General features: G+C 61.0%; 2 protein-coding genes and 2 pseudogenes (1 of these 4 running past the window's edge). 2 read left to right on the forward strand and 2 right to left on the reverse strand.

Annotated elements, in window-relative coordinates:
* A pseudogene (locus ACFE99_RS06155) lies at positions 1-118 on the forward strand (nitrate/nitrite transporter) (it extends 1,304 nt beyond the left edge of the window).
* 77 nt (positions 119-195) lie between these two features.
* On the opposite strand, the gene ACFE99_RS06160 reads toward ACFE99_RS06155, so the two are convergent.
* Positions 196-684 (reverse strand): nitroreductase family deazaflavin-dependent oxidoreductase, encoded by a 489-nt coding sequence (locus ACFE99_RS06160; RefSeq protein ID WP_375483412.1) that lies wholly within the window; start codon positions 682-684, stop codon positions 196-198.
* 335 nt (positions 685-1,019) lie between these two features.
* Here ACFE99_RS06160 and ACFE99_RS06165 point away from each other — a divergent pair, with 335 nt between their 5' ends.
* On the forward strand, positions 1,020-1,505 hold the full coding sequence (locus ACFE99_RS06165; RefSeq protein ID WP_375483414.1) for a DUF421 domain-containing protein: 486 nt from the start codon (positions 1,020-1,022) through the stop codon (positions 1,503-1,505).
* A gap of 12 nt (positions 1,506-1,517) precedes the next feature.
* Here ACFE99_RS06165 and ACFE99_RS06170 read toward each other — a convergent pair.
* Positions 1,518-1,621, reverse strand: a pseudogene (locus ACFE99_RS06170) (type VII secretion protein EsxI); the annotation flags it as partial.

Here is a 1,621-nt window from a genome sequence, read left to right on the forward strand (position 1 = left end):
CTATATCGTTGCTGGCCTTCTGACCTGGGTGAGGTACGTTCGCCGCCCGGCCTCGACGCGCTCTGAACAGCAGCAAGCGGCCATGCAGAAACCGGCCGCCCATGTTGGGCAGCTGTAGACCACGGCTATGGATCACAAGCAACCCGTCGTCGATACCGGCGGACGGACCGCCCATACCGGCTTCCCCCGTCAGGGCTAGCGAGGGACAAAGCGGATAAACGGCAGCTGCCGCCCGACCGCACGAAAGTCGGCCTCTGAGCCATCGACTGAGTAGCCAAGTAGTCGCGGGAGTAGGTATTTCGCCGCCGCTCGATGACGCGCAGCGTATTTCGCGAAGATCTTCGCTCCGTCCTCTTCGTCGAGCTTCACCGCTCTCACCGGCATATTCCGCCTGCCCACCTGGATCGTGACGTCGGGCGTATGCATGACGTTGCGGTACCACGCGGCGGTCGGTCCCCATCCCGAGGCGACGACAAAGCTGTCGTCGGCGGGATCATGGTCGACGACTTCGAGTACCGCTTGACGTGGCTTGCCCGACACCCGCCCGATATGACGCAGCAGCAAAAGACGTTGCCCGAAAATCGGGCCGAGGCCAGCTCGATACACATAGATCGGAACGCGAAAAACTAGCTTTCTCAACTTTTTCGGCGGACGGAGGTTCTTGGTGATCTGCACCCTCCTCATCCTTCCAGTGAGTGGCCCGCGGCACTTCGCGCCTATTCCGCAACCAAGTCAAACCAGCACCTAACCACACTGTTGCATAGAGTCATTATATGCCGAGTGTGGTGTACTGCCCGGAAGGGCTGCGTCGATGCTGTATGAACCAAAACGGGAATGCGACGCAACGCGTTGCGCTCGAGCTGATTTCGACTCGGTGGACGATCGCTCGAGCGGCCAATTCATGGCGGGGCCGCGCTCATGAGAAATAAGGAGGGAACAATGGTCGACGCACGAGGGCGGCTCCCAATAGCGCGCGCTGCCAACCAGACATACGACAGCCGAAACGGCGGGTGTTTTCGATGAACGAGGTGCTGGCGCAGTTAATCGATGGATGGCAGCCCGCAGCCTATGCAGCGCTCAAGGCGCTTGCGCTATTCGTAACTGCCGCCGGGGCTTTCCGGCTCACGCTTCGTCGCACCATCTCCGCGTTCACACCGTTTGACTGGGTGACCGCCGTCGCAGTGGGCGCAATTGTGGGCCGGACCGCCACGGCCGCCGACACGTCATGGCTCACAGGGGCAGCGGCACTGCTGACGTTAATTGCTGCGCATGACATCGTCGCTCGGCTGCGTTTCAACCCGTGGATGCGTCGCCTCGTTGACCCACCGGTTCGGGTGCTGATCCGCGACGGGCAATTGCACCAGGCCAACATGAAACGATGCGGTATCACCCATGCCGACCTTGACGCGATTCTCCGCGAACATGGTTACCAGACGCCCGATGCCATTCGCTTGGCGCTATTCGAATCCAAAGGAGTGGTATCCATCTTCGGCAACCCTGATTAGCCCGACGTGGCACTAGGCCCAGCTGGAGCCGACGGCACTGTCGGTGCTGGCCATGTTGGAACTGGCGGTTTGCACCTTTTGGCCGTGGGCGTTGGCCTGCTCGTAGATCACTTGGA

The sequence above is a fragment of the uncultured Mycobacterium sp. genome, assembly GCF_964249325.1.
GTDB lineage: Bacteria > Actinomycetota > Actinomycetes > Mycobacteriales > Mycobacteriaceae > Mycobacterium.